The 22186-nt window shown below is 72.7% G+C and carries 19 protein-coding genes, 1 tRNA gene and 1 pseudogene; 5 read left to right on the plus strand and 16 right to left on the minus strand.

The window, feature by feature from the left end; all coding sequences use genetic code 11:
• Positions 1–40: 40 nt before the first annotated feature.
• The 3 genes from ACTWQC_RS10930 to ACTWQC_RS10940 form a co-directional block, all read right to left on the minus strand.
• Positions 41–1210 carry a YeiH family protein gene (locus ACTWQC_RS10930; protein ID WP_443315402.1) on the minus strand — a complete coding sequence of 390 codons (1170 nt, stop codon included), beginning with the start codon at positions 1208–1210 and terminating at the stop codon, positions 41–43.
• Complete coding sequence (locus ACTWQC_RS10935; RefSeq protein WP_443315403.1) at positions 1201–1785, minus strand: cysteine dioxygenase; 585 nt, start codon at positions 1783–1785, stop codon at positions 1201–1203. Before ACTWQC_RS10935 ends, ACTWQC_RS10930 begins: the two co-directional genes overlap by 10 nt.
• 106 nt (positions 1786–1891) lie before the next feature.
• The gene (locus ACTWQC_RS10940) at positions 1892–2797 is read right to left on the minus strand and encodes a LysR family transcriptional regulator (protein WP_443315404.1); all 906 of its coding nucleotides are present in this window, start codon (positions 2795–2797) and stop codon (positions 1892–1894) included.
• 192 nt (positions 2798–2989) lie between these two features.
• On the opposite strand from ACTWQC_RS10940, the gene ACTWQC_RS10945 reads away from it, so the two are divergent.
• Positions 2990–3061 (plus strand) — tRNA-Cys (locus ACTWQC_RS10945).
• Between the two features lie 285 nt (positions 3062–3346).
• Positions 3347–3472 (plus strand): annotated as a pseudogene (locus ACTWQC_RS10950) (IS5/IS1182 family transposase); the annotation flags it as partial.
• Positions 3473–3488: 16 nt separating this feature from the next.
• On the opposite strand, the gene ACTWQC_RS10955 reads toward ACTWQC_RS10950, so the two are convergent.
• Complete coding sequence (locus tag ACTWQC_RS10955; protein ID WP_443315405.1) at positions 3489–4061, minus strand: hypothetical protein; 573 nt, start codon at positions 4059–4061, stop codon at positions 3489–3491.
• A 713-nt stretch (positions 4062–4774) separates the two neighbouring features.
• On the opposite strand from ACTWQC_RS10955, the gene ACTWQC_RS10960 reads away from it, so the two are divergent.
• A complete protein-coding gene (locus ACTWQC_RS10960) occupies positions 4775–5161 on the plus strand; it encodes a DUF4913 domain-containing protein (protein ID WP_443315457.1) in 387 nt (128 codons plus the stop codon).
• A gap of 341 nt (positions 5162–5502) precedes the next feature.
• Here ACTWQC_RS10960 and ACTWQC_RS10965 read toward each other — a convergent pair whose 3' ends face one another.
• Entirely contained in the window at positions 5503–5772 is a 270-nt protein-coding gene (locus ACTWQC_RS10965) for a DUF6415 family natural product biosynthesis protein (RefSeq protein WP_443315406.1), read from the minus strand.
• A gap of 64 nt (positions 5773–5836) precedes the next feature.
• Complete coding sequence (locus ACTWQC_RS10970; RefSeq protein WP_443315407.1) at positions 5837–6433, minus strand: TetR/AcrR family transcriptional regulator; 597 nt, start codon at positions 6431–6433, stop codon at positions 5837–5839.
• A 53-nt stretch (positions 6434–6486) separates the two neighbouring features.
• Between ACTWQC_RS10970 and ACTWQC_RS10975 the strand changes: the two genes are divergently transcribed.
• Positions 6487–7422: a DUF2867 domain-containing protein gene (locus ACTWQC_RS10975; RefSeq protein ID WP_443315408.1), complete on the plus strand. Its 936-nt coding sequence runs from the start codon at positions 6487–6489 to the stop codon at positions 7420–7422.
• Positions 7423–7535: 113 nt separating this feature from the next.
• Here the strand turns inward: ACTWQC_RS10975 and ACTWQC_RS10980 are convergent, their stop codons facing one another.
• From ACTWQC_RS10980 to ACTWQC_RS11020, 9 genes are all read right to left on the minus strand, one after another.
• Positions 7536–9872: a xanthine dehydrogenase family protein molybdopterin-binding subunit gene (locus ACTWQC_RS10980; protein ID WP_443315409.1), complete on the minus strand. Its 2337-nt coding sequence runs from the start codon at positions 9870–9872 to the stop codon at positions 7536–7538.
• Between the two features lie 110 nt (positions 9873–9982).
• Positions 9983–12067: a 2Fe-2S iron-sulfur cluster-binding protein gene (locus tag ACTWQC_RS10985; RefSeq protein ID WP_443315410.1), complete on the minus strand. Its 2085-nt coding sequence runs from the start codon at positions 12065–12067 to the stop codon at positions 9983–9985.
• Positions 12064–12960: an FAD binding domain-containing protein gene (locus tag ACTWQC_RS10990; RefSeq protein WP_443315411.1), complete on the minus strand. Its 897-nt coding sequence runs from the start codon at positions 12958–12960 to the stop codon at positions 12064–12066. Before ACTWQC_RS10990 ends, ACTWQC_RS10985 begins: the two co-directional genes overlap by 4 nt.
• Before the next feature lie 268 nt (positions 12961–13228).
• Positions 13229–14773 (minus strand): beta-N-acetylhexosaminidase, encoded by a 1545-nt coding sequence (locus tag ACTWQC_RS10995; RefSeq protein ID WP_443315412.1) that lies wholly within the window; start codon positions 14771–14773, stop codon positions 13229–13231.
• A gap of 4 nt (positions 14774–14777) precedes the next feature.
• Positions 14778–15617 carry a carbohydrate ABC transporter permease gene (locus ACTWQC_RS11000; RefSeq protein WP_443315413.1) on the minus strand — a complete coding sequence of 280 codons (840 nt, stop codon included), beginning with the start codon at positions 15615–15617 and terminating at the stop codon, positions 14778–14780.
• Entirely contained in the window at positions 15614–16537 is a 924-nt protein-coding gene (locus ACTWQC_RS11005) for a carbohydrate ABC transporter permease (RefSeq protein ID WP_443315458.1), read from the minus strand. The genes ACTWQC_RS11000 and ACTWQC_RS11005 overlap by 4 nt, the downstream gene beginning before the upstream one ends.
• Positions 16538–17004: 467 nt before the next feature.
• Positions 17005–18309 carry an extracellular solute-binding protein gene (locus ACTWQC_RS11010; RefSeq protein ID WP_443315414.1) on the minus strand — a complete coding sequence of 435 codons (1305 nt, stop codon included), beginning with the start codon at positions 18307–18309 and terminating at the stop codon, positions 17005–17007.
• Positions 18310–18511: 202 nt separating this feature from the next.
• Positions 18512–18805, minus strand: a complete 294-nt coding sequence (locus ACTWQC_RS11015) for a DUF3039 domain-containing protein (protein WP_443315415.1) — start codon at positions 18803–18805, stop codon at positions 18512–18514.
• A gap of 15 nt (positions 18806–18820) precedes the next feature.
• The gene (locus ACTWQC_RS11020) at positions 18821–20203 is read right to left on the minus strand and encodes an MFS transporter (protein ID WP_443315416.1); all 1383 of its coding nucleotides are present in this window, start codon (positions 20201–20203) and stop codon (positions 18821–18823) included.
• A gap of 71 nt (positions 20204–20274) precedes the next feature.
• Between ACTWQC_RS11020 and ACTWQC_RS11025 the strand changes: the two genes are divergently transcribed.
• The gene (locus ACTWQC_RS11025) at positions 20275–21303 is read left to right on the plus strand and encodes a GlxA family transcriptional regulator (protein ID WP_443315417.1); all 1029 of its coding nucleotides are present in this window, start codon (positions 20275–20277) and stop codon (positions 21301–21303) included.
• 60 nt (positions 21304–21363) lie between these two features.
• Here the strand turns inward: ACTWQC_RS11025 and ACTWQC_RS11030 are convergent, their stop codons facing one another.
• Positions 21364–21942, minus strand: a complete 579-nt coding sequence (locus tag ACTWQC_RS11030; RefSeq protein WP_443315418.1) for a YqgE/AlgH family protein — start codon at positions 21940–21942, stop codon at positions 21364–21366.
• Positions 21943–22186: the final 244 nt, after the last annotated feature.

The following is a 22186-nucleotide window of genomic DNA, read 5'->3' on the forward strand; positions in this document are numbered from 1 at the left end:
GACCCCTGTCGTGCGACGGGGATCGCCTGCGCCTTCCGACCTAGGCCGTCAGCAGGACGCCGGCGTACGACGCGGCGGCGATCACCAGCCACGCGCCCAGGCCCAGGGCGGCGACGCGGGCGCCCGTCCGTACCAGAGAGGGCAGGTGTACCGCGCTGCCGAGGGCGAACAGGGCGGCCGCCACCAGGAGTTCCTGTGCGACGCCCGCTGCCTCGACCACGGCGCCCGGCAGCCGTCCCGTGTCGCGCAGGGCGGCCATCGCCAGGAAGCCGAGGACGAACAGCGGCACGAGCGGCGGCCGCCGCGGCCCGGCCGGCCCCCCGGCCGCGTTGCGTGCGCCGCCGCCGCGGCGGCGTACGGCCAGCGCCGTCCCCGCGACGAGCGGAGCGAGCAGCATCACCCTCATCAGCTTGACGAGCACCGCGTCGCCCAGCGCGCCGGGCCCGGCCGCCTGCGCGGTCGCCACGACCTGCCCCACGTCGTGCACCCCGGCCCCCACCCACCCGCCGAACTGCGCGTCGCTGAGCCCCAACGGGTGCTGGAGCAGCGGCAGTACGGCGATGGCAAGCGTGCCGCACAGGGTCACCAGCGCCACGGACGCGGCCACGTCCTCCTCGTCGCTGTCGCGCACCTGGCTCACCGCGCCGATCGCGGACGCGCCGCAGATGGCGTACCCGGTGGCGATGAGCAGCGGCTGATCGCCGGGCAGCCCCAGGCGGCGGCCGAGCCACCACGTGCCGAGCAGGGTCGCCGCGACCACGGCGAGCACCATCGCCACCGTGCCCCAGCCGAGCCCCAGCACGTCGTGCAGGCTCAGCTTCAGCCCGAGCAGGACGATGCCCAGCCGCATCAGCCGCTTGGCGGCGAGGGCGAGTCCCGGGCGGCCGGTACCGCGTACGAGCCCCCGTACGCCAGGGAGATGGGCCGCGCCCAACCCCAGCACCACGGCCGCGGTCAGCATGGGCACGGCCGGGAGGGCCCGGTGGACGCCCCAGGCGGCGGCCACGCCGAGCGCGGCGAGCGCGAGCCCGGCCGCCGCCTTGCCGGGGGCGCGGGCAGGCGGTTCCGGTGCTTGCTCTTGTGTGGGCGCTTTTGCTGCGGTCCGGGACCGTGCCTGGCCCGGTTCGGGCGCTGCCGCGGCGGCCCGGGACGGTGCTTGCTCCCGTGCGGGCGCTGCCGCCGCGGCCCGGGACGCGCGGGTCAGTGCCACTGCTCGCCGTCCGGCGCGGCGTACACGCGCCGGACGCTCGTGCCGAGCCGGGCGATGTCCGCGCCGTAGACGTGGATCGAGATCGCCGTCGCCGCGCCGGCGTTGCACACCCGGTGGATGTCGCCCGGCGGCGCGAACCCGCACACCGCTCCCTGCGGGTTGACCACGTCCTCGGTCGCGACCAGGCGCGAGCCCGTGCCGTCCGGTACGAGCCGGTAGCGCCGCTCGCTCTCCTCGCCCTCGTGGACGCCGGTGACGCACCAGGACACGTGGTCGTGCACGGGCGTGCGCTGGCCGGGCAGCCACACCAGTGCGACGACCGAGAAGCTGCCGTCCTGCTCGGCGTGCAGGACGTGCTGGCGGTAGCGCCCGGGGTCGCCCTCCCGCTGCTCGTCGGTGAGCAGATGGGCCGCGCCGAGGAAGGGCGCGAGCCGCTCGGCGACCAGATACGCGGTGAGGTCCGGCGGCAGTCCGCGGCCGACGGCCTCCCGTACGTCCTCGACGAGCGCTCCGAGGCGCGGAGTCGCACGTGCGGGAGCGGGGGCGGGCGTGGCCGGCCTGGTCGGCGTCGTCATACGGGCAGCGTCGCGCCGCCCGATCCATCACGTCCAACGACGGTCTCTTCGGCGAATCTCAACGTCCGCTTATGGAAAGGAGGGTGCGGCAGAGGCCCGCCGCGCGTCAGCAGCCGACGCGCGCCGCCGCCACCGCCTTGAGCTCGTCGAGGACCAGTGCCGTGGCCGGTATCCGCAGGTGATCGCGCAGCACGTACGCGGATACCTGCCGCCGCGCATGCGGCTCCACCGCGCGCCCGGTGACCTTCTCGTGGCAGAGGAAGGACAGCACCAGCGCCGGCATCATCGCGACGCCCACCCCCGCCGCGACCATGCTCTGTACCACGAGGTTGTCGTCCGTCGTGAACGCGATGTCCGGCACGAACCCCTCCTCCGCGCAGGCGTGCAGGAAGTTCGCGCTGCAGCGCGGGCAGCCCGCGATCCAGCGCTCGTCCGCGAGGTCCCGCAGGTGCACCGCCCGCCGCCGCGCCAGGGGATGGCCCGTCGGCAGCAGTACGGTCAGCAGGTCCTCCATCAGCCGGATCTCGGCCAGTTCCTCCGGCACTTCGGCGTGCAGGCCGGGATACGTGAACGCCAGCGCGATGTCGCACTCCCCGCGCACCACCCGCTGCAACGACTCCGGCGGCTCCCCCTCCAGTAACTCCAGGCGCACCCCCGGATGCCCGGCCGCGAGCCGCGCCATCGCCTCCGGTATGAGCGTGGCGGCGGCGCTGGGAAACGCACAGACTTTGACCCGGCCCGACCGCAGCCGCGCGATGGCGCCGATCTGCTGCTGCGCGGTCGCCAGACTGTCCAGGATCACGTCCGCATGCCGCGCCAGCGCCTCCCCCGCCTCGGTCAGCCGCATCACCCGGCCGACCCGGGTGAACAGCGGGGTGCCGACGGCTCTTTCGAGCGCCTTCATCTGCTGGGTGATCGCGGGCTGCGTGTACCCGAGGGAGCGAGCGGCCGCCGAGTACGACCCGGCCCTGACCACTTCATGAAACGTCTTGATGTGCCGGGAATCGAACACGGGCGAATCATAAGCGGAAGTTGGCCTGACCGAACATTCCATGCGCGGACGCTTTCAGGACGGCTCGCGGGGGCTCTCGGGCCGACGACACGACGCCGAGTGTGAACGCCGTATGGCAGTCGTATGGCACCGCCCGCCGCACCGTTGATCGGCCACGGCCGACCGCTTACCGTCGAGGAACGACACCGTCATGGCCGTGTGCCCGAGTGGTTCAGGGGCTCGCCTGCAAAGCGAGTTACGCGGGTTCGATTCCCGCCACGGCCTCTATCGCTCCGACCAGGCAAGAGAATAGGGCCACACCCTTTGCAGGGTGCGGCCCTATTCTTCGTCCGCCTCAGTTCCCGTCTCGCTTTGGAGCGAGGCACCACCAGACGGGCGGGCCGGAAGCACCTTGCTGTCGAGCCCATAGCGGAGACGGAAGGCGGCCAAAGCAAAGCTCAGATCTAAGGCCGAGTCTTTCACCTGAGTTTCCCGTTGAGAGCCTCAGAAATGCAGGGACAAGCCGTGAGGTGGTACAGCCGAACGCGATGGCGACCCACCCGGCCTCGAAGAGTGGAGCACGTCTTCGTCCGGATGGAGGATGGGAAGATCCTCCGCGACTGCCGCCGTCGCGGCGACGGCGTCTACTGGGCTGCCAGCGGCATCGCCCACATGCACAACCTCGCCCACACCTGAACCCTTACGAGACAACCTATTTGCGGCCCTTCCCCTTCGCGGGTGCCGCAGACTCGGGCGCGGCCGGTGGGGCTGCTGCGGAAGAGCTCGATTGCCCGGGGGCGGGACTGCTGGTATAGCCCGCGGCGAGGTTCTGCGGCTGCGCGAAGGTCTGCTGCTGCTCGAAGGCGCGCGTGAACGTCCCTGCGGCTTCGCTGAGGCGGCCGAAGTTCCTCTGCAACCTGACGCGCGACTCCACATCGAACGAGACGGCGGCCTCGGTGGCCGGCGATGGGTCCTTGGCGTGCTGCTGCTGCCAGTAGGTGTACTCCGCTCGGGCTATCGTCCGGTGGGCGTCTTCGTCGTGTGCGGGACGTGTGTAGAGATCCTTCAGGGCCGGATCCTTGAACACCGTATCGACGTCGCGGGCACCTTTTTCTTGGGCAGTCGCCTGAATGGTGGCGATGGCAGCCGCAACGCCCTGGCCCACGGTCGCTTGGTCCTCCATGCCGGCCGCTCGGATCACCTCTTGGATGTGCCGCTGGGATTCCGCCCGCGCGTTATGCGGAGATGGTTCATCAGCCATCAGCTTCTTGGCGGCGTCGTACATCTTCGCCACTGTATCCATTCTGCTCTCTCTCCTCTTTGCTGGTAGCCAGGGGTGTTAGACAGCACAACGTGGCCCGGGTCGTGACGGTTCACGCGCGTCGCCGACTCCTTCGGTACCTCCGGCAAGGACGGCGAGGCTGTCGGCACGAGAAGCGCGGCTATCGCCTCCCACGCCTCTGTGTTCGGGGATGTTCGATGCAACTCGATGAGCAGTCTCCGCAGGCGACCGGCCGGGCCGCGGAACTGGCGGCTCACACGAATCCCGCCACGGCCTCCACGAGCGCGTATGCACCGAGCCGCAAGAACCGGGGGGCGCCGTACATGTCCGGCGGCTCGCGACTGGTGCACGACGGAGCGCCCCGCCCTCCCGTTGAGGAGACCGCTACGTTTGCGGCGGAGAGTCTTGCGGCGTCCGTCCTGGGGGCAAGCAAGCTGCGGAGAGCGCCCAGCCCGCATTTCATGGCTGTGAAGGACCGAATGGGCCGAGCCGGTAGTCCCCCCGGTAGCCGGTGAACCGTACGCGGTCTGCGCACGTGTCGTCCATGCACCAACCAAGCCGAAGTCACCGAGAGAAAGCAGGATGGCATGTCCACTGAGACCGCGGAGGTCTCCGGAGCCGAGCGGGGCGCCGCTCCCGCCGACGGGGCCGGCGCGAAGACGGAAAGCGCGGCTCCCCAGGAGAATCCTCCGAGCCCACCGCACTTCATCCTTTACATGGAGGGGCCCCAGTACACGGAGACGCTACGGGGGCTGACCCTGTGGACGCACCATTTGCTGCTGCCGGTCTACGGCAGGGAGGTCACCTCCACGGCCTCCTGGTGCGCCCGCTGGTGGGAGCATCCGGAAGCGGTCGCCCAACTCCACGGCCTGTGGCTCGCCTGGGGCGAGTTGACCGGTCCCGGCTCCGGAACGTGCGGGCCCGCCAACTGGCACCGCGACTACCTGGGACCGGTGATGAACTCCCTGCGGGACCCGATGGGCCCCTTCGCCGGCTGCAAGCCCGGCGGCCACCGCGCGAAGGAGACTCCCCCCGTCGAGGCCATCGACCCGTTCGGGCCGCCGCCCGGGCCGCCGCCCCCTTCACCGCACGCCTCGGCCTGACGGAGGCGTCACCGGCCCCCCCAACGGTCGAGCGGATGGATGACGTCCCGTTCCCTGGTGTAGCCGATCAAGGAGTACCGGCGTGCCCGGAGCGCACACCCGTACTTCTTGCGGAGCCGTTGGACAGCCTCGCAGTTGTATGTGGCCTCTCACCCGTGTCGTTCACCGCCAAGCAGGTCCGGCAGTCGTGCGGTGTTCCAGGAGCCCGCCAGTAACGCAGCGCCCGCCGGGCCGTCGTCCTGGACGACCACAAGCTGCTGGTGAGCGGAGGCCGAGCCTTGGCGCTGCCGCTCGGTCCTGAGTGCCACGCCCGTCAGCCCCCGCCCACCCTCTCGAAGGGTTCACACAGCGCGGCGAGGACGCAGGCGAGTCTTCGGGCGTGGGCGGCTGATCCACTCCAGTCCGGGCCGCGGTTCCGCGTGAAGCTTCCCGCGCGCCTCGCCCACGCACGCGAGCATGCGGGACCGGGAAATGCTGTCCTTGTCGAGTCTCCCGGCCGCCCGCTCGACCTCGGGGATGAGCAGTTCCACGTGCCCGGGGGCGAAGAACGCGGCCATCTGCTCGTCCAGTTCGCCCGGATCTTCTGCAATGCCTCGCCGAGCGCGACTCATTCGAATTCCGGCGGTGGAGCGCGTCCGGAAGCCGGCGCGCGACGCCCTTGCCGTAAGTGCGTGCTCAGTCGCGGCGCAGCAGGACGTCGATCACCGAGTCCAGATAGCGCGTCCCCGCCTCGCCCGCCGGGAGCGTCTCCGGCACCGCGTGGATCAGCTGGGTGTGGCCGAGATAGCCGGTGTACGCCAGCAGGCCCCGGCGGTGCGCCTCCTCCGGCGGGAAGCCCAGTTCGGTGAAGAGCTGCGCCACGTACGCGATCCGGCGGGCCGTCACGCGCCGCAGCACCGCAGCGACTTGTGGGTGTCCGGCCGTGGCCAGCAGGGAGACTTCGAGCGGGTCCCCGGCCGCCGACGCCGACGCCTCCGCGAAGAGCCTGCGCAGCCGACGCTCCGGATCCGGCTCGTGGTCCAGCTCGGCGATGATCGCTTCGGTGGAGATCTGCTCCCACCGGTCCAGCGCGGCCTCGATCAGCGCCTCCCGGTTGGCGAAGTGCCAGTAGAAGCTGCCCTTCGTCGTCCCCAGGCGGGCGGCGAGCGGCTCGACCGCCACCGCGGCGAGGCCGCCTTCGCCGATGGCGGTGAGTGCCGCGTCCGCCCAGTCCCGCGCGCTCAGCCGCTGCCGTCCGCCGCCCCCGGACCGGGGCTCCCGCCGTTGCACCATGACCGTACGGTACCGTACGGTAAGGACCATACGGCAGCGTATGGAGGTGCCCGATGCGCACAGTGCGCAACGTTCACGAACGCACCATCGAGGCCCCGGCCGAGACCGTCGGAGCCCTGCTCGACCAGCTCTCCTCCCCTCTCGACCCGCTCTTCCCCACCCCCGCCTGGCCCCCGATGCGCTTCGACCGCCCGCTGGGCGTCGGCGCGACCGGCGGCCACGGCTTCGTCCGCTACGCGGTCGCCGCGTACGAGCCGGGCCGCCGGGTCCGCTTCGCGTTCGGCCCGCCCATGAACGGCCATCACGAAATGGCCGTCGAGCCGCTCGGTCCCGGGCGCTGCCGCGTACGGCACACGCTGGAGGCGGAGCAGCGCCCCACACTCTGGGTGGGCTGGGCGCTGGCGGTCCGCTGGATGCACGACACGGTGGTCGAGGAGATCTTCGACAACGTCGAGCGGGTCGCCACCGGGGCGGTACGGCACCCGGTCCGCTGGTCGCCCTGGGTGCGGCTGCTCAACCGGCTGGTGTGGGACAGGCCGGCCGCCGTGGAGATCCCCGCGGCCGCCCGGCTGGCGCGTACCGCCTTCGAGCGGACCGACTTCCACGACGCCTGGCAGATGAACGTCCGCCCGGGGATGCCGGAGGAGCCGGAGGCCTGGCGGGGCGTTCTGCGCGGTGCCCCCTTCCCTGTGGTGGGCCGCGAGGGCGGCGAGGTGCTGCTGGGCGAGGACGCCGGGCACCTGGACTTCCGCGCGTCGATCCTCGTCGACGACGGTCGGGTCACCCTCTCCACGGTCGTGAGGATCCACAACTGGCGCGGTCGGCTCTACTGGGCCGTGGTCAAGCGGGTGCACCCGTTCATGGCCCGCACCATGTTGCGCCGCATCCACCGCAGGCTCGCCCTGGCCGCCCCGAGCGCCGGGGAGCGGGCTCAGCGGGCTCAGCGGGCTCAGCGGGCGGCCAATCCTCCCGAAGCACAGGTGAGTTGAGCAGAGCGGCGGCGGTTCCCGACCGCGCGGTGACCGGGCCGGACACGAGGTCCCGGCCGGTCGCCGCCCACCGCCCCTGAGCCCTGCAACCTCCGCCCGCAGCCCGCCGCGCCTCAGCGCTGAGGAAGCGCCACCGCCGCCTGCGGGCGGATCGGGAGCCGGTTCACCGGGCGCCCGGTCGCGGCCCGCACGGCCGCGGCCACCGCCGCCGGGGACGTGACCACCGGCACCGCGCTCGCCGCCTTCGCCCCGAAGGGCGCCACGACGTCCCGCTCCTCGACCAGCTTCACGATCCGGATGTCCGGCGCGTCCAGCGCGGTCGGCAGCGCGTACCCGGTCAGGTCGGGCCGCCGGACCACGCCGCGCGACGTCCGCAAGTTCTCGGTGAGCGCCGCGCCCATGCCCTGCGTCACGCCCGCCTCGATACGGGAGGCCAGCTGGCGCGGGTTGAGCACCCGCCCCACGTCCTGCGCCACCGCCATCTCCACGACCCGCACCGAGCCCAGCTCGATGTCCACGTCCACCACGGCCCGTACGGCGGCGAAGGCGAGCCCGACGAACGCGTCGCCCTGGCCCGTCTCGTCCAGCGGCTCCGTCGGGTGCGGGCGGCACTGCGCGGTCGCCCACAGCTCCTTGCCGTCGAGCGTCTCCGCCACCGTCGTGCTGAGCACCCCGTCGTACGAGGTGATCTTGCCGTCGGCGATCGTCAGCAGCTCCGTGGACATCCCGAACTTGTGCGCCAGCGGCTGGAGCAGCTGCGTACGCACCATCTTGGCCGCGCGCTCGACCGCGCCGCCCGACACCCACGTGTGCCGGCCGTGGCAGGCGGGGCCCGCCGGCGGCTGGTCGGTGTCGACCGAGGCGACGTGCACCTCCTCGACGCCCAGCACCTCCTGGACGATCTGCCGGGCGAGCGTGGAGAAGCCCTGGCCGGTCTCGACGGCGGCGCAGATCACCGTCGCCTCACCGCCGTTGACCTTCACCGTCGCCGTGGAGACCTCGTCCGCGCCCTCCGCGCCGAGCATGTGCACCATGCCCAGCGCGTAGCCGACGCCGCGCCGCACCGCACCCGGCTCGCCCGCGCCCTCGGGGCCGCCCGGGAGCAGCCACTCCTCCTCCGGGGCGTCCTTGGGCAGCGGCGGCAGCTCCGCGTCCCGTACGGCCTGGAGCAGCTCGGCGACCGGGGCCGGGCAGGTCACGGTCTGGCCGGTCGGCAGCAGGTCGCCGGTGGCCATCACATTGCGCAGCCGCAGCTCCACCGGGTCGATGCCCAGCTTGGCGGCCAGCTTGTCCATCTGGCCCTCGTACGCGGCGCACACCTGCATCGCGCCCTCGCCCCGGACATGGCCCGACGGCGGGTTGTTGGTGCGGACGGCCCAGCCCTCGACGAAGGCGTGCGGCACGACGTACGGGCCCGCGGCGAAGGCGACGGCCGCGGCGAGGGAGTCGGCTGAGGAGTCCGCGTACGCGCCCGCGTCCAGCAGGATCTGCGCCTCGACCTTGACCAGGCGGCCCTCGGAGTCGGCGTGGTGGCGGTAGCGCAGGAGGGTGGGGTGGCGGTGCGCGTGGCCGAGGAAGGACTCCTCGCGGGTCGCGGCCAGCTTGACCGGGCAGCCGGTGCGCAGCGCGAGCAGCCCGAGCGGCAGCTGCATGCCCGCGTCCTCGCGGTCGCCCATCGCGCCGGGCACGCCGGTGACGACGACCTTGACGCGCTCGGGCTCCAGACCGAAGCAGGCGGCGGCGAGGTCGCGGTCGGCGTGCGGGTCGGTGGATGCGGTGTAGATCTCCACGCCGCCGTCGGGACGCGGCACGGCGAGCCCGGCCTCGGCTCCGATGGGCGCGGGGTCCTGTCGCCCGATGCGGTAGAGCCCTTCGACGACGACGTCTCCGGTGATGTCCGGGTCGCCGTAGCGGAGGGGGATGTGGCGGATGAGGTTGCCGTCCGGGTGCAGCGGCTCGGCCTCGAACGCCTTCTCCGGGTCGGTGACGGGCTCCAGCACCTCGTACTCGACGGCGATGGCGGCCGCGGCGAGGCGCGCGGTGTCGGGGTGGTCGGCGGCGACCGCGGCGATGGGCTCGCCGTGGTGGCGCACCACGTCCTTCGCGAAGACCGGCCGGTCGCAGACCTTGCGGTCCCCGGCCGTACGGCCGTGGCTCGCGTCGCCCGGGACGTCCTCGTGGGTCACCACGGCCCGTACGCCCGGCATTTCGGCCGCCGGGGCGGTGTCGATGGACACGATCCGGGCATGCGGATGCGGTGATCGCAGTATGGCCGCCCAGAGCAGGCCCTCGGCCCACAGATCGGCGGCGTACGGGAAGGTGCCCGCGGTCTTCGCATGGGCGTCGGCGGGCGCGAGCGACGCCCCGAGGCCGTGCGGCGGGGCGTCCTCGACGGGCGTCGGGCCGCCGCCGACGGCCGGGGTCGCGGTGGCCGCGTCGGGACCGGTCATCACGCCGCCTTTCCGCTACCGCTGGGTGTCTGGAGACTACGGGTTCTCCCACCCGGTTGTGGGCATTCGTTCCGCCCCGCGGAACGCATGCCCACAACGCTCATGGCCGGTCATGCGTGGTCCTCCGCGGAGCGTGCCTGGTGGGGGATGCGCGGGGTGTCGCCATCGGTGGCGCCGGAGTCCTCGGCCTCGGCCTCTTCCTCCGCCTCCGCCTCCGCCGACTCCGCGCGGCCCTCGACGACTTCGCGCACCGCGTCGAGCACCCCCCGGTAGCCGGAGCAGCGGCACAGGTTGCCGCAGATCGCCTGGCGGGTCTCGAGTTCGGTCGGCGCGTGGTTGCCCTCGAGGAGGTCGTGCACGGTCATCGCGAGCCCCGGCACGCAGAAGCCGCACTGCACGGCGCCGCTGGCGGCGAGGGCGCGCTGTACGTCCGAGGGGACGCCGTCGGCGGCGAGCCCCTCGACCGTACGGACCTCGCTTCCGGCCGTGGTCGCCGCGGGCACCAGGCAGGAGGCGACGAGCCGCCCGTCGACCTGTACCGAGCAGGCGCCGCACTCGCCCTGCGAGCAGCCGTCCTTCGCCCCGGCGAGACCGAGGCGCTCGCGCAGGACGTAGAGCAGCGACTCGCCGATCCAGGCGTCGGTGACGGGGCGGTCGGCGCCGTTGACGCTCAGGACGTACGAGGCGTTGGGGTGCTCGCTGTGCGGGTCGGCCGCGTCGGAGTCCGCCGGTTCGGCCGGCTCGTCGGGTGACTCGTCGTGCGCGGCGGCTGTCTCCTCGGGCCCGTCGGGAGCGTCCCCGTTGCCGGCACCGGTGCCGGAGTCCTCGTCCACATCCGGTGAGCCGGACGGGGAGCCGGGCCTTGATGCGGACGCGGCCCGGTCGGCTGCCGGAGAGCCCGCGCCCGTAAGTCTGTTGATCGCGTCCTCGGCCGCGCGGCCCGGCAGCGAACCACCCTCGGCCGGGGCCGCGTACGACGAGTCACCTGTGCCGCCGGGCCGGGTCCGCGACCGGTCGCTCGCGCCAGCCTGAGTCCCACCGGCCTGAGTCCCACCGGCGTGAGCCCCACCGGCGTGAGCCCCACCGGCGTGAGCCCCCCCGGCCTCGCTCCCACCGGCCTCCGTCGTGGCCGATTTCCCGCCGGCGTTCCCGTCGGCGTCCCTGCGCGCGTTCTCGGCCCCGGCGTCCGGGGACTGCCACGGGCTGTTCGCGGCCGGCGGCCATCCGGCATCCGCATCCGCGGCCGGTGGCTCGGTACGGTCCCCGGCCGCGGCGCCGCCCGGTCCGGCGGCGAGCTTCCGCCGGCCAGGCGCTCCGCTCCGCGTCGCTCGCGGCTGCTCGAACCCGCCTGCGGCTCCCGCTCCCGGCTCGCCGCCGCCCTGCGGCCACGGCTCGGCCGCGGCGGCTCCGCCCTCGCTCAGGGGGTACGCGCCCGACTCGTCCGTGCCCGGCGCGTCCGTGGTCGGGACGGCCCACTGGCCCGTCGCCGAGGCAGTCGTACTCCAGCCCTCCGGCGCGCCCTGACCGCCCGGCCCGCCCCGACCGCCCGCGCCGCCGGACTGCGCCGCCGAGTCGGGCAGTTGTCCCCCCGCCGAGGGGAATGTCCATTGACCGGTCAGGTCCGACGCCCCCTGACCCGAAGCCCCCTGCAGCCCCTGCGCATCCTGCGAGTTCTGCACACCCTCCGGCGCGCCCTGCCCGCCGTACCACGGCTGCCCGCCCGCGGCCGGCGAGCCACCGCCGTACGGGCCGGCCGGGCGCGCCCGGTCGCCGACCAGGTATTCGCCCGATTCGCCCACGGGATCGTCCGGCGCGATCGGCACGCTCCACTGACCCGCGGCCCCCGCGGCGCCCGGGTCGCCCCAACCGCCGTCGCCCTGGCCCCCTTGCCCCGCGCCGGTGTCGGCGAACGGCATCGTCCACTGCCCCGTCGCCCTCGGGTCCGCCGGCGCGCCCGGGTCAGCGGGCTGCCCGGCACCGGGCGTGATGGGCGGCGGTACGTAGCCGTGGCCGAGCGCGGCCAGCGGGTCGGCGCCCGGAGGAACCGCGGACGGGTCGAGAAGGCCCTCGGGCAGCCGCACGTACGCCGTGGTCTCCGCGTCGTACTCGCCCTGCGGCAGGGGCTCCCAGCCGTGCGGCCCGCGCGGCTGCTGCGGCCCCTGGCCGTCCTGCGGCGGCTGCTGTTCGGAACTCATGCGAGCGCCCTCCCCAGAGCTCGGCGGGCCAGTGCGGCCACCGTACGCCGCAGGTGCAGGGCGGCGGGCGGCAGGGCGGCAGGTTCGCTGCCGTCCTCGGCGGGCGGCGGGTCGGGGATGCAGGCCGCCGCGACGTACTCGCCGAAGGCCGCGCAGGCCTCGGGCGCGAGCGAGCGGTCGCCGTCCCAGTCGATGAGCGCGGCCACCCAGCGCTCGGCCTCCAGGGGCCGCAGCGGCATCGGCGCCACCGCGCCCACCGCGCAGCGCACGTTGCGCCGGGCGGGGTCGAGCACGAGGGCGACGGAGGCGGTGGCGCGCCCGGGCCCCGTACGGCCCGTGGCCTTCAGGTAGGTCTGCGGCGCGTGGAGCAGCGGTACGCGCACGAAGCCGACGATCTCGCCGGGCCGCAGCATCTCGATCCCGGCGAGCAGATGGCTGACCGGGATCTCGCGGCGCGAGCCCTCGGGCCCGGCGACGATCAGCGTGGCCTCGAGGGCGGCGAGCACGGGCAGCGCGTCGCCGGTGGGCGCTGCGGTGACGATGTTGCCGCCGAGGGTCCCGGCGTTGCGGATCTGCGGCGGGCCCGCGGCGCGCGCGGCCGCGGCCAGCGCCGGGATGAGCGCCGCGAAGTCGGGCCGTCCCATCCGGGCGTGGGTGAGGCCCGCGCCGAGCAGGGCGTGTCCGTCCTGGTACTGCCAGCCGCGGATCTCACTGATCCGGCCGAGGCCGACCAGCGCCGCGGGCCGCAGCAGGCCGGAGTTGACGGCGGCCATGAGGTCGGTGCCGCCCGCGACCGGCACGGCGGCGGGCATGGCGGCGAGCGCCGCCACGGCCTCGTCGAGCGAGGCCGGCAACGTCACCGACTGCGCTGCCTGCGACGCGTGCGTGGTCAACCCAGCTGCCCCTTCCCGATGTCCCGCCTGTTCGCCGTACGGTACGTGCTCACAGTCCGGACGTGGCAACTCTGGCACATCTTCACCGCCCCTCGGCGCGAGGGTCCACGAAGGGCTGTTACATACCGAATTGGCGATTGGTCCGTTTTCTTGGCCTGTTGACCCTGAGCACGAATTGCACCCTTCGGTGAGCTTTTGTGCGAGTTCTGTCGTCCCGGGTCCACGCTTCCAGGGGCGCGCCGCGCGGGGGCCCGGCTTCGCCCGCGGCTCACACGATCGGGGGCGCCCCCTCGATCGGACGTCCGAGGCTGACGCCCTCCGGCGCGGGCCGCCGCTGCCACGGGCGGGGTCCGGACGGTGGGCGGTAGTCGACGCCGAGGGCGTCGAGGCGCGCGTAGTGCGCGGTCATCCGGGACTCGAAGCCGGCGAAGTCCCGCTCGGCGGGGGCGGGCAGGGCGGACCAGGCGACTTCGGCGAAGGCGGCGAGGCGAGGGAAGACCTGGTAGTCGACGCGCTGCTGGTTCTCCATCACCTCGGTCCAGACGTTGGCCTGGGTGCCCAGGACGCGGGCGGCCTCGGCGGGGGTGAGCTGCGGCGGGACGGGCTCGAAGCGGTAGACGTCCTCGAGCGTGCGGACGTAGCCGATGGGCATCGGCTCGTCGTCGCCGGGGGCTTGGCGGTGGTCGAGATACACCTGCTGCTCAGGACACATGACCACGTCGTGGCCGGCCCTGGCGGCCGCGATCCCGCCCGCGTAACCGCGCCAGGAGGACACGGCCGCTCCCTCCGCCAGGCCCCCCTCAAGGATCTCGTCCCAGCCGATGAGGCGGCGGCCGCGGGCAGTGAGCCAGCGGTCGAAATGCCGGATGAACCAGCTCTGCAGCTCGTCCTCGTCCGCGAGCCCCAGCTCCTTGATGCGGGCCTGGGCGGTCGGGGAGGCCTTCCACTGGTCCTTGGGGCACTCATCGCCGCCGATGTGGACGAACGGGGAGGGGAAAAGCCCGAGAACCTCCTCGAGCACGCCCTCGTAGAAGCGGAGGGTGTTGTCAGTGGGGGCGAGTACGTTCGGGTTGATGCCCCAGGTCGTCCAGACGCCGAGGGAGGCCGTGTCGATGACGTCCGTGTTGCCGAGTTCCGGGTATGCGGCGATGGCCGCCTGCGAGTGGCCGGGAATGTCGATTTCCGGGACGACCGTGATATGCCGCCCGGCGGCGTACGCGACGATCTCGCGGATGTCGTCCTGCGTGTAGTAACCGCCGTGCGGGCGCTCGTCCCAGAGGGGCGAGGCCCGGTGCCCGTACTTGGTGCGCTCGCGCCACGCGCCGACCTCGGTGAGCCGCGGGTAGCGCTCGATCCCGATGCGCCAGCCCTGGTCGTCGGTGAGGTGCAGGTGCAGGACGTTCAGCTTGTGGGCGGCGATGAGGTCGATGTAGCGGAGCACGCCGTCCTTGGGCATGAAGTGGCGGGCCACGTCCAGCATCAGGCCGCGCCAGGCGAACCGGGGCGCGTCCTCGACCGTCACGTACGGTACGGTCCGCTCGCGGTCCGGCGGCCGGACCGGCGCCTTCCGGAACTCGTCGGGACCGAGCAGCTGCCGCAGCGTCTGCCGGCCCCAGAAGACGCCCGCTTCGCCGCCGCCCGCGATGTCCACGCCGCACCTGCCGACCGTGAGCCGGTAGCCCTCGGGGCCGAGCCGCTCCGTGAGTTCGGGGTCGATCCGGGTGCGTACGTCGTCGGCGTACGGGCCGTGGCGTCCGGTGTCCGTCAGGTGCCGGGGCGCGGGGATGAGGCCGGGAACCGGCTTGTCCGTCATGTCCTCAGTCCTTCACCGCGCCGCCGAGGCCGGAAACCAGGCGCCGCTGTACGAGTACGAAGAAGACCAGCACGGGGACGGTCATCACGGTCGATGCGGCCATGATCCCGCCCCAGTCGTTCTCATCCGGCTTGAAGAAGACCAGCAGGGCCATCGGCAGCGTGGAATTCTCGGTGGCGCTGATGATGAAGGACTTGGCGAAGAGGAAGTCGTTCCAGGTCGAGATGAAGGAGAAGACGCTGGTCGCCACGAGACCCGGGAAGACCAGCGGAAAGAGGATCTGCCACAGGAAGCGGGCACGGCTCGCGCCGTCGATGTACGCGGCCTCCTCCAGGGCCTCCGGCACGGCCTTCACAAAGCCCCGCAGCATCCAGATCGCGAAGGGCAGCGAGAAGGCGATGTGCGGCAGGACGAGCGATCCGAGCGTGTTCAGTTGCCCGAAGTCCCGCATCAGGAAGAACAGCGGAATGGTCAGCGCCTCGATCGGCACCATCTGCGCGACGAGGAACATGATGAGCAGCGTCGTACGGAATCTGAAGCGGAAACGGGTCACGGCGGTCGCCGCGAGGAACGCGATCAGCGCGGACGCGATGACCACGACGCCTGCGACCAGCAGGCTGTTGAGGAAGTAGCGCCCGAAGTCCTGCTGTTCGAAGACCCGCCGGAAGGCGTCGAGCGAGGGGTCGAGTGTCCAGGGCCGCGGCTCGGTGGACTGCACCTCACCCGCCGGCTTGAAGGCCGAAAGCACCATCCAGTAAAGCGGGAAGGCCACGGCCGCCGCGATGAGCAGGGCCGATGCCTCGGCGGCCAGCCGCCACGGCCTGCGGATGCGCAAGAGGCTCACAGTTCTTCTCCCTGCCGTCGCAGCAGCCGCAGATAGCCGAGCGTCACCACGAGCAGGATCAGCAGCATGACGACGCCGATCGCTGAGCCGAGGCTGTACTGCGAGGACGCGAACGCCTTCTGGTAGGCGTAGACATTGAGGACGAGATTCTGGCCGGCGATGCCGCCGCCGTTCGTCATCACGTAGATCTGCGTGAAGACCTTGAAGTCCCAGATGATCGACTGAATCGTCACCACGACCAGAATCGGCCGCAGAATCGGGGCCATGACTTTCCGCCAGATCTGCAGGCTCGACGCGCCGTCCAGCGCCGCGGCCTCCAGCACCTCCCCCGGAATCGCCTTGATGCCCGCGTAGACGGTCACCATCACGAACGGGAACGAGCACCACACCACCTCGAAGAGGACGAGGGCGAAGGCGCTGTACCGCCCGTACGTCCAGGAGAAGTCGTGCAGGCCCAGCAGCTTGTTGACCGGGCCGAAGTCGGGGTCGAAGAGAAAGACCCAGACCGTGGAGCCGGTGATGGCGGGCGTGGCCCACGCGCCCAGCGCGGCGAGCATGAGGGCCAGCCGGGGCACCGCCCGTACGCGGGTGAGCAGGACGGCGAGCGCGCAGCCCACCGCCAGGGTGCCCACCACGCACGCTGCCGCGAACAGCACGGTCGCCAGCAGCACCTGCCAGAACTGGCGGTCGCCGAAGAGCTTCGCGTAGTTGCCGAACCCCTGGAACGTGGTCGGTTCGCCGCCGCTGACCTGCGCCTGCGTGTACTCCAGGAACGAGATCAGGCCGAGCTGGTAGACCGGGTAGACCAGCAGCCCGCCGAGGACGGCGAGCGCGGGGGCGAGATAGAGCCACGGCGTCCAGCCGGGGCGCTGCGCGCTGGCGCGCTCGCGCCTCTTAACCGCCAGGCCGGGACTGCCGATTCCGACCGTGCTGCCGGTCCCACCGGTCCGGCCGGTTTCGCCGGTCCTGCCAGTCCGGCCAGTCCGGCCAGTCCCGCCGGTCCCGCCGGTCTCGCCGGTTCCGCCGGTTCCGCCCGTCCCGCCAGTCCCGCCGGTCCGGCCAGTCCGGCCAGTCCCGCCGGTTCCGCCCGTCCTGCCAGTCTCGCCGGTTCCGCCGGGCCCGCCGGTCCTGCCAGTCCCATCCGTCCTGCCGGTCCCGCGGGGCCTGCCCGTGCTGCCGGTCTCGCCGGTTCGGCGGCCGACTTCCGGCGATGGACCCTGCGTCGGCTCGCGGCTGGCACTCGAGGCCGAGCAGCCCTCCGCCGCCCGGCCGGGCGCGTCCGGGGCCGCGCCGGGCGGTGCCGCCGGGGCCGCCGTGCCGGGGCGGCCTGCGGCACCGCCGCGGCCGGGCGGAGAGTCTGCCGGGACGGTGCGGTGCGTCATCGGCTTCACCCCGCGGAGCGGAACGCGTCGTCCATCTTCTTCGCGGCGTCCTCCGCGGCCGCGGGCACCGGCTTGTCGCCGCGTACGACCTCCTGGAACATCGTCGGCAGCACGAGCGAGGCGTCGATCGCCGCCCAGCCCGGCGAGGCCGGGACGAACTTCGCGCCCGCGTCGAGGGTCTTCACGAACGGCTCGATGAACGGCTCCTGCCGCGCCACCTCGTCCCGTACGTCCGTGTGGGTGGGCAGGAAGCCCATCGCCTCGAAGAGCCCCCGCTGCGTCTCCTTGCCCGCCAGGGACTTCATCAGTTCCACGGCCAGGGTGCGGTGCGAACTGCTCTTCAGCACACCGAGGTTGTTGCCGCCCGCGAAGGCCGGAGCGATCTCGCCCTCCTTCACGCCGGGCAGCGGCACGACCGCGTACTTGCCCTTGACCTTGCCGTCCTCCATGGCCTGGTGGCTGAAGTCGCCGCCGATGGCCATGCCCGCCTTGCCGGAGGCGAAGGCGGTGACGGTGTCGTTGCCGCCCATCTCGGCGCACTTGGCGGCGGGGCAGTTGTCGTCGCCGAAGAGGGAGGTGTACGCCTTGATGCCCTTCTGGGCGGCCGGGCCGGCGATGGCGGAGGTGTACGTGCCGCCCTTCCCGGTGGCCAGTTCACCGCCGTTCGCCCAGATGAAGGGCATCGCACCGTAGGTGTACGCGCCGCCGACCGCGAGCCCGTACAGCTCCGGCCTCTCCTTGCGGATCTTCCTGGCCGTGTCGATGAGCTGGGCCTGCGTGTTCGGCACCTCGAGCTCGAGGTCCTTGAAGACGTCGGTGCGGTAGTACAGCGCCCGCACGCCGACGAACAGCGGGGCGCCGTAGACCTTGCCGCCGACGGTGACGGACTCCCTGGCCGTCGGGTCGGTGTCCTTGGCGTCGTCCCAGGCCGCGAACTCCTCGCTGACGTCGGCGAGTCCGCCGTCCTTGACGTACCCGGCGGTGTCCGTGTTGCCGTACTCGATCAGATCGGGCGCGCTCTTCGGGTCGTTGAAGGCCGCCTTGATCTTCTGCGCGCGGGTGTCGACGGGTATGTAGTCGACCTCGACCTTGGTGCCCTGATGGGCCTTCTCGAAGGCGTCGACGGCCTCGTCGACGACCTTCTCCTTGGGCTTGTTGGCGACCTCCTGGAAGAGCCAGACGCGCAGCGTGCCGCTCTTCTCGTCCGACGTCGCGCTGTTGTCGGACGTCGACGGGGCACAGGCGGTGGCGGTGAGCCCGGCGAGGACGAGCGCCGCCGTCGGGGCGGCAAGACGGGCGGAGAGTTTCATGGGACCCCCAACGGTTGGCGTTGCAGCATTCGCAACGTACGTTTCGTGCTGCACAACACGCAGGAGGCTATGAGCGGTTCACGGCCCCGACAAGTGGTCTCCACCACTTCGTGACCGGCGGAAGCACCCTGTGCAACGCGAACGGCCCCCGGGTGCGCATGGTGCACACCCGGGGGCCGTCACAAGCCCACCGAAGGGTCGGCTACTTCTTGTCGCTGCCCTTACCGCTCTTGTCCCTGTCGCCACTGGCGCCCATGGACTCGTAGATCTCCTTGCACATCGGGCAGACCGGGTACTTCTTCGGGTCGCGGCCCGGGACCCAGACCTTGCCGCACAGCGCGACGACAGGCGTGCCGTCCAGCGCGCTCGCCATGATCTTGTCCTTCTGGACGTAATGGGCGAAGCGCTCGTGATCGCCGTCGCCGTGCGACACCTGCGGCGTCGGCTCTACCAGGGTTCCGGTGCCTGCCCCGCGCTCGGGCTCGAGAGTGCTCATGTCTGCCAAGGGTACTCACGCCTGCGGGAAGCAGGGAGCGGCGGCGCTCCGGGCCTTCGGGGCGCCGCGGGCCGGTCCTGCCGGGTCTGCCGGACTTGCCGGGCCAGCCGGACTTGCCGGGCATGCAGCCCGGCTGGGCCGGGGAGAGCGCAGGACGAGTGCCAGCAGCGCCGCCGTCGCGGACAGCGCCCCGACGGCGATCCACACCATGTCGTACGAGCCGGACGCGTCCCGCGCCACGCCGCCGAGGAAGGCCACGAGTCCGGCGCCCACCTGGTGCGCGGCGCTCACCCAGCCGAAGACGATGGCGCCGTCCTCGCCGTAGAACTCCCGGGACAGCGCGATCGTCGGCGGCACGGTGGCCACGTCGAGCAGGCCGAAGAGGACGACGAAGGCGACCAGCGGCCCGTGCACCGCCGGCGCCAGCAGCAGCGGCAGGAACATCAGCGACATGCCGCGCAGCGCGTAGTACGCGGCGAGCAGCCGCCGGGGGTCGACCCGGTCGGTGAGCCAGCCCGAGCCGACGGTGCCGGCCACGTTGAAGATCCCGATCAGGGCGAGCAGCGAGGCGGCGACCGTCACGGGCATGCCGTGGTCGTGGGCGGCCGGGGTGAAGTGCGTCCACATGATCCCGTTCGTGGAGGCGCCGCAGATCGCGAAGGTGCCGGCGAGCAGCCAGAACGGGGCGGTGCGCGCGGCGTCGCGGAGCACCCGCAGGGTGCGCCGGGCGGCGCCCGGCAGGGGGGCGGGCTTCGGCACCCGCTCCGCGGCCCCGTACGGCCTCAGTCCCGCATCCGCCGGATGGTCGCGCATCAGCAGCCGTACGAGCACCAGCACGACCAGCGCGGCCAGCGCCGGCGTCACGGCAGCGGCACGCCAGCCGAAGCGCTCGGTCATCCAGGAGAGCAGCGGCAGGAAGACGAACTGGCCGAAGACGCCGGCCGCGGTGAGCAAGCCGGTGACCAGGCCGCGGCGGCGTACGAACCAGCGGCCGACGACGGTCGCGGCGAAGGCCATCGCCAGGGAGCCGGAGCCCAGCCCGACGAGGAAGCCCCACAGAACGGTCAGCTGCCAGGCCTCGGTCATGACCGCCGTCAGGCCGCCGCCGACCGCGACGGCCGCCAGCGCACCGGCGGCGACCCGGCGCATGCCGAAGCGGTCCATCAGCGCGGCGGCGAAGGGCGAGGTGAGCCCGTACAGCGCCATGTTCACCGAGGCGGCGAAGCCGATGGTGGAGCGTGACCAGCCGAACTCCGCGTGCAGCGGGCCGACGAGGAGACCGGACATCGTGGTAAAGGCGCCCGCACTGACGATCGCCAGTCCGGAGACGGCTGCCACCCACCAGGCGCGGTGCGGTCGCCGACCCCACAGGTGAATTCTCTCGACGCTCTGTGTCATGCCTACGAGCCTGCGCGGCGGGCCCTGGCTCGACGAGTGGCCAGATGGCCGATATGTGAAAGAATCTCGCCATGGCCGCTTTCCCGCACCCCGGCCGCCACCGGGTCGCCGTCCTGGCCCGCCACGGTCTGCTGCCGATCGAAGTGGGCATCGTCCACCAGCTGTTCGGGCAGGCCGCGCGGGTGCGCGGCGGCGAGCCGCTCTACACGGTCGTGACCTGCGCGCTCGTACCCGGCGAGGTCCGCACCAGCGCCGACTTCGCCATCGCCGTCGCGCACGGCCCCGACGCCCTGGCCGAGGCCGACACCGTGATCGTCCCGTCCGCCCAGGTCGACTACGAGCCCCAGACCGGCCGTCTCGACGGCCCGCTCGCCGAAGCCTTCGCCCGTATCCGGCCCGCCACCCGGATCGCCTCGATCTGCACCGGCGCCTTCGTCCTGGCCGCCGCCGGGCTCCTCGACGGCCGCCGCGCGACGACGCACTGGCGGTCCTGCGAGCACCTCCAGGAGATCCATCCAGCGGTCAAGGTCGACCCGGACGTCCTCTACACCGAGGACGACGCCGGGGACGACACCGACGGCGGGTCGGTCCTCACCTCGGCAGGCGTCGCCTCGGGCATCGACTTGTGCCTGCACATGATCCGGCGCGACCACGGCTCGGCGGTCGCCAACGAGGTGGCCCGCTCCACGGTCGTCGCCCCGCACCGCGAGGGCGGCCAGGCCCAGTTCATCCAGCGGCCCGTCCCCGAGCCCCGGCTGTCCTCCACCGGCGCGGCCCGCGCGTGGGCGCTCGAGCACCTCGACCGGCCGCTCACGCTGCGCGAGCTGGCCGCGCGGGAGTCGATGAGCGTACGGACCTTCAGCCGCCGGTTCCGCGAGGAGGCGGGGATGACCCCGATGCAGTGGCTGGCCCAGCAGCGCATCGAGCGGGCCCGGCAGCTGCTGGAGGAGACGGATCTGCCGGTCGACCGGGTCGCGGCGGACGCGGGCTTCGGCACGGGGGCCTCACTGCGCCAGCATCTGCAGGCGACGCTCGGCGTCTCCCCGAGCGCGTACCGCGGTACGTTCCGGGGCCCGGCGGCACCGGGCAGACCGGGCTGAGCGGGACCGCACGGCAGGCACGGCACCGGGGCAGACCGGGCTGAGCGGGCCCTGGGTCGCCTAGTTCAGGCTCGGGTCGTCCGGATACGTCGCCACCATGGCGAGTTCGTTGCGCTGCCGCCGCAGCACCGAGCGCCACAGGTGCTCGGGGTCCGGCGAGGACACGTCACCCGGCTCGGACTCCACCACGTACCACGCCCCCTCGACCAGCTCGTCCTCCAGCTGGCCCGGGCCCCAGCCCGCGTAGCCCGCGAAGATGCGCAGCGATCCCAGCGCCGCGGCCAGCAGCTCCGGCGGCGCCTCCAGGTCCACCAGGCCGATGGCGCCGTGCACCCGCCGCCAGCCCAGCGGCCCCTCCCCCACGGGCGTGCCCGCCTCGCCAGGCACCACGGCGACGCCCAGCGCCGAGTCCAGCGACACCGGGCCGCCCTGGAACACCACGCCCGGCTCCCCCGTGAGACCGGCCCAGGACTCGAGGATATCCCCGACTCCGACCGGCGTCGGCCGGTTCAGGACGACGCCCAGCGATCCCTCCTCGTCGTGGTCGAGGAGGAGCACCACAGCGCGGTCGAAGTTGGGGTCGGCCAGCGCCGGTGTCGCGACTAGCAGCCGCCCTGTGAGGGAGGACACCTCGGTCATGACGACATGATCCCGCACGATTGCCCTCCGCGGGGAGTCAATGCGGCTACGCGGCCGACGGCAGCGCGGGGCGTACGGCGGCACGGGGGCGCGCCGTGCGACCCTGCGGTGTTCCCGGGTGACCCTGCGGTACGGGGAGGTGAACGGAACGTGTTGCGACGCATGCATGCCGTGGTCGTTCGTACCGCGCCCTTACGGAGGAGGGCCACACGGCCCTTACCATTTCTCTGGTCCCTGCCCGACT

The organism is Streptomyces sp. 8N616 (assembly GCF_052246385.1).
In the GTDB taxonomy this organism is placed as follows: Bacteria; Actinomycetota; Actinomycetes; order Streptomycetales; family Streptomycetaceae; genus Streptomyces.

What these genes read in the sequence shown, in the direction of transcription:
- ACTWQC_RS10935 (WP_443315403.1), bottom strand. Translation starts at nt 1,785, where the DNA reads ATGACGACGCCGACCAGGCCGGCCACGCCCGCCCCCGCTCCCGCACGT.
- ACTWQC_RS10955 (WP_443315405.1), bottom strand. Translation starts at nt 4,061, where the DNA reads ATGTACGACGCCGCCAAGAAGCTGATGGCTGATGAACCATCTCCGCAT.
- ACTWQC_RS10960 (WP_443315457.1), top strand. Translation starts at nt 4,775, where the DNA reads ATGGAGGGGCCCCAGTACACGGAGACGCTACGGGGGCTGACCCTGTGG.
- ACTWQC_RS10965 (WP_443315406.1), bottom strand. Translation starts at nt 5,772, where the DNA reads ATGAGTCGCGCTCGGCGAGGCATTGCAGAAGATCCGGGCGAACTGGAC.
- ACTWQC_RS10970 (WP_443315407.1), bottom strand. Translation starts at nt 6,433, where the DNA reads ATGGTGCAACGGCGGGAGCCCCGGTCCGGGGGCGGCGGACGGCAGCGG.
- ACTWQC_RS10975 (WP_443315408.1), top strand. Translation starts at nt 6,487, where the DNA reads ATGCGCACAGTGCGCAACGTTCACGAACGCACCATCGAGGCCCCGGCC.
- ACTWQC_RS10980 (WP_443315409.1), bottom strand. Translation starts at nt 9,872, where the DNA reads ATGACCGGTCCCGACGCGGCCACCGCGACCCCGGCCGTCGGCGGCGGC.
- ACTWQC_RS10985 (WP_443315410.1), bottom strand. Translation starts at nt 12,067, where the DNA reads ATGAGTTCCGAACAGCAGCCGCCGCAGGACGGCCAGGGGCCGCAGCAG.
- ACTWQC_RS10995 (WP_443315412.1), bottom strand. Translation starts at nt 14,773, where the DNA reads ATGACGGACAAGCCGGTTCCCGGCCTCATCCCCGCGCCCCGGCACCTG.
- ACTWQC_RS11010 (WP_443315414.1), bottom strand. Translation starts at nt 18,309, where the DNA reads ATGAAACTCTCCGCCCGTCTTGCCGCCCCGACGGCGGCGCTCGTCCTC.
- ACTWQC_RS11015 (WP_443315415.1), bottom strand. Translation starts at nt 18,805, where the DNA reads ATGAGCACTCTCGAGCCCGAGCGCGGGGCAGGCACCGGAACCCTGGTA.
- ACTWQC_RS11020 (WP_443315416.1), bottom strand. Translation starts at nt 20,203, where the DNA reads ATGACACAGAGCGTCGAGAGAATTCACCTGTGGGGTCGGCGACCGCAC.
- ACTWQC_RS11025 (WP_443315417.1), top strand. Translation starts at nt 20,275, where the DNA reads ATGGCCGCTTTCCCGCACCCCGGCCGCCACCGGGTCGCCGTCCTGGCC.
- ACTWQC_RS11030 (WP_443315418.1), bottom strand. Translation starts at nt 21,942, where the DNA reads ATGACCGAGGTGTCCTCCCTCACAGGGCGGCTGCTAGTCGCGACACCG.